6 protein-coding genes are annotated in these 6256 nt (G+C 50.2%); 3 read left to right on the top strand and 3 right to left on the bottom strand.

Features of this window, described 5'->3' with window-relative positions; translation table 11 throughout:
• Positions 1 to 250: 250 nt before the first annotated feature.
• Positions 251 to 901, top strand: a complete 651-nt coding sequence (gene elbB, locus BZG78_RS14000; protein ID WP_021022594.1) for an isoprenoid biosynthesis glyoxalase ElbB — start codon at positions 251 to 253, stop codon at positions 899 to 901.
• A gap of 642 nt (positions 902 to 1543) precedes the next feature.
• On the opposite strand, the gene BZG78_RS13995 is transcribed toward elbB, so the two are convergent.
• The 3 genes from BZG78_RS13995 to recQ form a co-directional block, all read right to left on the bottom strand.
• The gene (locus BZG78_RS13995) at positions 1544 to 2212 is read right to left on the bottom strand and encodes a 7-cyano-7-deazaguanine/7-aminomethyl-7-deazaguanine transporter (RefSeq protein WP_077461685.1); all 669 of its coding nucleotides are present in this window, start codon (positions 2210 to 2212) and stop codon (positions 1544 to 1546) included.
• A 112-nt stretch (positions 2213 to 2324) separates the two neighbouring features.
• Positions 2325 to 2627 carry a DUF3630 family protein gene (locus BZG78_RS13990; RefSeq protein ID WP_077461686.1) on the bottom strand — a complete coding sequence of 101 codons (303 nt, stop codon included), beginning with the start codon at positions 2625 to 2627 and terminating at the stop codon, positions 2325 to 2327.
• Positions 2614 to 4494, bottom strand: a complete 1881-nt coding sequence (gene recQ / locus BZG78_RS13985; protein WP_077661542.1) for an ATP-dependent DNA helicase RecQ — start codon at positions 4492 to 4494, stop codon at positions 2614 to 2616. The genes BZG78_RS13990 and recQ overlap by 14 nt, the downstream gene beginning before the upstream one ends.
• Positions 4495 to 4662: 168 nt before the next feature.
• Between recQ and rarD the strand changes: the two genes are divergently transcribed.
• Positions 4663 to 5598, top strand: a complete 936-nt coding sequence (rarD, locus tag BZG78_RS13980) for an EamA family transporter RarD (protein ID WP_174566344.1) — start codon at positions 4663 to 4665, stop codon at positions 5596 to 5598.
• Entirely contained in the window at positions 5595 to 6239 is a 645-nt protein-coding gene (locus tag BZG78_RS13975; protein WP_077661541.1) for a LysE family translocator, read from the top strand. The genes rarD and BZG78_RS13975 overlap by 4 nt, the downstream gene beginning before the upstream one ends.
• Positions 6240 to 6256 lie beyond the last annotated feature (17 nt).

Below are 6256 nucleotides of genomic sequence, written 5' to 3'. Positions count from 1 at the left end.
GGATCCTGATCTTGATCGAACAAGGATCTTGTGGTGTGGAAAAAGAAATCGCTATGGGTCTCAAGGTTGCAGAGAAAGTCATCATAAACTGCGGAGATAATCACCAATTTCATTGCCGAAGTTCGCTAAGCTTTCGCCTAACCCAGTACCAATGCGACACTGATAAACGTAGCCTATATTAGCGTCGTTGATCGTTGTGCATTGCCCACACTGATTGCGATATTTTTAATCTCGATACAAGGAGAGCGTGATGAAAAAGGTGGCTGTGATCTTATCTGGCTGCGGCGTGTTTGACGGCGCAGAGATCCAAGAGACCGTATTATCGCTGCTAGCACTAGAACAAAACGATGCGCAATGGCAGTGTTTCGCACCAGATATCGATCAGCACCATGTGATCGATCATCGTACTGGTGAGCCGATGAACGAAACGCGCAATGTGCTCACCGAAGCCAGCCGTATTGTTCGTGGTGAGATTCTTCCGCTTACCGATTTAAACGTCGATGACTTCGACGCCTTACTGGTCCCCGGTGGCTTTGGTGCGGCCAAGAACTTGTCAGACTTTGCTTACAATGGCGATCCGGTGCAGGTACACCAAGATATGTTTGCGGTTTGCCAAGCTTTTATGCGTGCAGAAAAGCCCGCCGGTTATATGTGTATCGCACCAATCATGATCCCGCAGATCTATCCAAAAGGTGTAAAAGGCACCATTGGCAATGAACCTGATATCGCTGCCGCCTTTAATCGTATGGGGGGTGAACATATTGACTGCCCAGTATCGGATTATGTGCTGGATCAGCGCCATCATCTGCTATCCACACCGGCCTATATGCTAGCAACGTCTGTTTCGGACGCAGCTAGTGGTATCAATCGGATGGTGAAAAAACTGGTTGAGCTCGCCTAAGCAAATAATAACGGGAAAAGAAAGACACAAAGAAAAAAGCGACGCCGAGGTGGGCGTCGCTGTAACAAGTGAGCGCAAAAACAAAGCTGTCTAGTAACAGTTTGCTGGCCCCAATACACTGGAAGCAATGTGAGCAATGTCGTGCCTTCAACGCCTAGCTTGTGGGCTTTGCCCTGAAGACAAGTTAACAATAACCATTCTCATTACCATTTTCAACACTTAGTTGATAATCTTTTTCATTTATTGATCTTGTGCTCAGACTCATTCGCTGTCATCAAACTGTTATTGCACCCACAGCCATCACGCCAACACTCCTGGTTCGAAAAGCCAGCGCCCAAAAAGAAAAAAGCGACATCCCGAAAGATGTCGCCTAGCAAAAAACGGACTAACTTAATCACTGTTTGATAAGCGCCCCGCTAATACACTGGAAGCAATGTGAGCAATGTCGTGCCTTCAGGAACGTCGTGTCATGTCCCTGAGTGCAAGTTAATAATAACCATTCTCATTACCGTTAATCAAGAAGAAAATACGTTTATTTTTTATTCGCTGTACATTTATTGATCTGCTTCTCAAAATAAAGCCGGTAATCGGTAAGCTGACGTAAAAAAAGAGCCGCGATGCGACTCTTTATTCTGCTACTGATTAGGACGTTTGCTGCACCGCCCCCGACGGACTCACTTGTGTGATACGTCGGATAATCAGGTTGAGCAACACCCCATACATAGGAATAAACAGCCCCAAACTAATAATCAGCTTAAAGGCGTAGTCGACCAGGGCAATTTCAACCCAGTGCTCCGCCATAAAGGTATCTTGGCTTTGATAGAACGCAATCGCAAAAAAGGCGAGCGTGTCTGAGGCATTACCAAACAAGGTAGAACAACTCGGCGCCACCCACCATTGGCGCTGCTGGCGTAAGCGATTGAACACATGAATATCTAAAATCTGACCCAGCAGATAGGCCATAAAGCTGGCAATCGCAATCCGAGCCACCGTGAGATTAAACGTGCTCAGTTCCGCGAATCCTTGGTAACTGCCCTGATAAAACAAGACGGATAACACATAGGAAATCAGCAAAGCTGGCATCATCACGAATAAAATGATGCGACGCGCTAATCCAGGGCCATAAATTCTGACAGTCAGATCGGTAGCCAAGAAAATAAACGGAAAGGTAAACGCTCCCCAGGTGGTGTGGAAACCCCAAACGGTAAAAGGGATCTGCACCAAGTAATTACTGGAGGCAATAATGATAAGATGGAATATCACGAGGTAACTCAGCGCTTTACGCTGCTGAGCGAGAGAAAAGTGGCTCATAGTGCACCTTTTTGTTATTGGGGGCGAGGGAACCCAAAATACTTAGCTACCTATCAACAGGCAGCGCGAGGTGGCGAATTATACAGCAATCAATCGGCGGTGCCAGTGTAATTTAAAGAGGCGGATGACGTATCCACCAGCGCCGCAAGAAGGCTATCACTTCATCACCATCACTCTCCAATGGCTCCAACCATACGCTCTGGGTGTAATGGGCCGCTTTGAGCATCAGACGCGTGCCTTCAAAGTCAATTAGCCAGGTCATCATGTCGGCGTCTTGCTGGCTTTCCAGTACTTGAGCTTGTAACACGTCAAGCAATGGCTGACAGATAACCTCAGCATTATCCGCATCAAGCTGTGGCTGAGAAAATGCCAAGGCACAGTCTGATTCAATCAAAGGCCAATTACTCGGTACCATAACCGTACTCACTGATGCCAAGGTGATCGTCAATTAAATCTAAAAACGCATCGCCGAATTTTTCCAGTTTGCGCTGGCCGACGCCACTGACCGCCAACAGCTCAGCGTGTGAGGAAGGCAGCATCTCGGCCATTTCCATCAAGCTGGCATCGTTAAACACCACATACGGTGGAATATCTTCCTCATCGGCAATCGCTTTACGTAACTTACGCAACTTGGCAAATAGCTTTTTGTCGTAATGGCGCTGACTCAGCTTATTGGCTTTGGTGCGTGGGCTGAGGCCGATACGTGGTACCGCCAATTCAAGCGCCATTTCGCTACGCAATAGTGGCCGCGCTTGTTCAGTCAACTGCAACACCGAGCTGCGGGCAATGTTTTGCACCAGATAACCGCGGTGGATCAATTGGCGAATAATGCTCACCCAGTATTCATGACTCCACTCTCGCCCGATGCCATAGGTCGATAGCTTGTCGTGACCATGATCTTTAATGCGCTGATTTTGCATTCCGCGCAGCACTTCAACCACATACCCGACCCCGAAGCTTTGGTTGACACGGTAGACGCATGACAGCGCTTTTTGCGCTTGCTCAGTGCCATCGAAGTGAGTAGGTGGGTCGAGACAAATATCACAGTTGCCACACGGGGTTTGGCGGTTTTCGCCAAAGTAGTTCAGGAGCACTAAACGGCGACAGGTTTGCGCTTCGGCAAACGCGCCCATCGCAGTCAGTTTATGGCTTTCGACCTGCTTTTGTGGCCCCTCGGGCTTTTCTTCCAAACAGCGATGAAGCCACCCCATATCTGAGGGGTCATACAGCAACACCGCTTCAGCCGGTAGTCCGTCTCGTCCGGCACGGCCGGTTTCTTGATAGTAAGACTCAATATTGCGCGGTACATCGTAATGCACCACAAAGCGAACATTGGGCTTATTAATCCCCATGCCAAATGCCACGGTCGCCACCACAATATTGACATCATCACGTTGGAACGCCTCTTGCACCGACCCGCGCGCCTCTGTGGTCATGCCGGCATGGTAAGCAGCGGCGAGCATATTGTTGTCGCACAGTTTTTGCGCGACCTGCTCTACTCGCTTGCGACTATTGCAATACACAATGCCCGACTGACCGCGTAGGCCAGTTAAAAAATGTATCAATTGCGCTAAGGGTTTATGCTTTTCTAATAGCGTGTAACGAATATTCGGGCGATCAAAGCTGCCCAGATGCACCAGCGGATCGTTCAGGGTAAGGCGAGATAGAATGTCCTCGCGCGTGGTGGCATCCGCGGTCGCCGTCAGCGCCATCACCGGCACATCGGGGAAATGCTGTTTCAGCTGACCCAAAGAGGCATATTCGCGGCGAAAGTCATGTCCCCACTGGGAAATACAGTGCGCTTCATCCACCGCCACTAATCCAAGTTGCCAATCACTTAAGCGATGAAGAAAATCACGGCCCAGGGCACGCTCAGGCGACACGTACAGCAGTTTCACCTCGCCATGGTTTAAGGCGCGCAAACTCTCCGCTTGCGCCTCGGGGGTCATCGCCGAGTTTAAGCAAGCCGCCGTGACGCCATTGGCATTGAGCTGATCGACCTGATCTTTCATCAACGAGATCAAAGGCGAAATCACCACGGTCAAACCAGTACGTACCAACGCAGGGATCTGATAGCACAGTGATTTCCCGCCTCCGGTTGGCATAATCACCAAGGCATCACGGCCAGCAATCGCTGCGTCAATCACCGCTTGCTGACCCTCGCGAAATTGATGATAACCAAACACCGCTTTGAGTACCTGGTGGGCAGGACTCGTGGCAGGGTCAATGGTAGCGGCGTCGGTCGCCGTTGGTGTATCGACATAAGCGGGGGTGGCGGACATAATCAAGCTCGTTACTCAAACTGGCGCTCATTCTACCGACACCCTCTGACTGATGAAACCCTGAGCACTAAGAAAGGTGCTTGCGCCGGTGCTTACAACTTGTTACATCTAGTCAACATGCATGAATACGCGTTCATTCCTTATCGATACCCATAACGAGAAAGCACCGTGATTCCAGATCCGAAACGCGCCCGCCAAGGCGTGCTATTAGCCCTTGCAGCTTACATTATGTGGGGAATTGCCCCTATATACTTTAAAACGGTCAACCATATTCCGGCGCCAGAAATCTTGTCGCATCGGATTATTTGGTCGTTTGTCTTTTTGGCATTGCTGCTGTTTTTTACCCGTCGTTTTTATCAGCTTAAACCGATTATCCGCGAGCCGAAAAAGCTGTTGATGTTGATGCTCACCTCTTGCTTTATTGGCTGTAATTGGCTGATTTTTATCTGGGCGATTGTCAATAATCGCATGCTAGATGCCAGCCTTGGCTACTACATTAATCCACTGGTGAATGTGGCGCTGGGGATGATCTTTCTTGGTGAGCGTTTCCGTCGTCTACAATGGCTTGCCGCCGCGCTAGCGTTGGTGGGGGTATTGGTACAATTGATTACCTTTGGCTCACTGCCTTGGATAGCCCTGGTGCTGGCCACCAGCTTTGCGATTTACGGCTTACTGCGCAAAAAAATCAATCTCCCTGCGGTACCAGGGTTGTTTGTGGAAACCTGCACACTCTTGCCCGTTGCGCTGATTTATCTATGGCAGTTTGCCGATACACCTAGCGCTAACCTGCTCGATAATCCCATCAGTCTAAATATGCTACTGGCCGCTGCCGGCTTGATCACCACGATACCTTTACTGTGCTTTACCGGCGCCGCCACCCGCTTACCTTTAACGGTATTAGGCTTTTTCCAATACATCGGCCCAAGCTTAATGTTTTTACTCGCCGTCGGCTTGTATGACGAACCTTTCACCCTCGACAAGGCCACGACGTTCGGCTTTATTTGGGCCGCCTTGGCGATATTTAGCGTTGATGCCTATCAGAACAAACGACATCAAGTCACCAACATTAAACGTGCCGCGTTATCAACAGGAAAACCAGAATGAACGAGCTGACTATTCTCGCCACGCTGGCGGGGGTACATATGATTGCGCTACTCAGCCCCGGGCCCGACTTTGCCTTGGTGCTCCAAAATGCGACCCGTTATGGCCGTGCCACTGGCTTGGCGATTGCACTGGGGTTATCGCTCAGTATTTTGGCGCACACAATACTGAGCATTACCGGCATCAGCCTGTTGGTGCATCAGCACCCGCAACTGTTTATGTGGGTGCAAGTGGCAGGAGGCAGTGTGCTGATGTATTTAGGCCTTAGCGCCATTAAAGGCTTGCTCGCCGCCACCACAGCGCCGGCGCAAACCACCAATGATGCGCCTGCGGTACGCGGCCAAAAACAGGCCTTTTGGAAAGGGGTACTGACCAACCTTTTCAACCCAAAAGCCTTGGTGTTTTTTATTTCGTTGATGAGTACCTTGGTGCCGGCCAGCATGTCTGCCAGTGGCAAAGCCATGGCCGTGGCGGTGGTGTTCCTACTCTCATTAGGCTGGTTTTCGTCACTCGCCTGGCTGCTATCAGGGAGTCGCGTACAGCAAGTGCTCACCAAGGTCGCCCCAGTTATCGATGGCCTGTGTGCGCTGTTGTTTTTGCTGTTAGGTGGCGCGGTCGTTTGGCAAGCCGGCGTGTTCGGCTAACGCCGCGGCTGAAAAAA

The organism is Salinivibrio sp. MA351 (genome assembly GCF_001996065.1).
In the GTDB taxonomy this organism is placed as follows: Bacteria; Pseudomonadota; Gammaproteobacteria; order Enterobacterales; family Vibrionaceae; genus Salinivibrio; species Salinivibrio costicola.
This window is presented reverse-complemented; position numbering and strand designations above follow the sequence as displayed.

Bases quoted from the DNA above. Each gene is read 5' to 3' on its own strand.
- elbB (WP_021022594.1), top strand. From the start codon at position 251: ATGAAAAAGGTGGCTGTGATCTTATCTGGCTGCGGCGTGTTTGACGGC.
- BZG78_RS13995 (WP_077461685.1), bottom strand. From the start codon at position 2,212: ATGAGCCACTTTTCTCTCGCTCAGCAGCGTAAAGCGCTGAGTTACCTC.
- BZG78_RS13990 (WP_077461686.1), bottom strand. From the start codon at position 2,627: ATGGTACCGAGTAATTGGCCTTTGATTGAATCAGACTGTGCCTTGGCA.
- recQ (WP_077661542.1), bottom strand. From the start codon at position 4,494: ATGTCCGCCACCCCCGCTTATGTCGATACACCAACGGCGACCGACGCC.
- BZG78_RS13975 (WP_077661541.1), top strand. From the start codon at position 5,595: ATGAACGAGCTGACTATTCTCGCCACGCTGGCGGGGGTACATATGATT.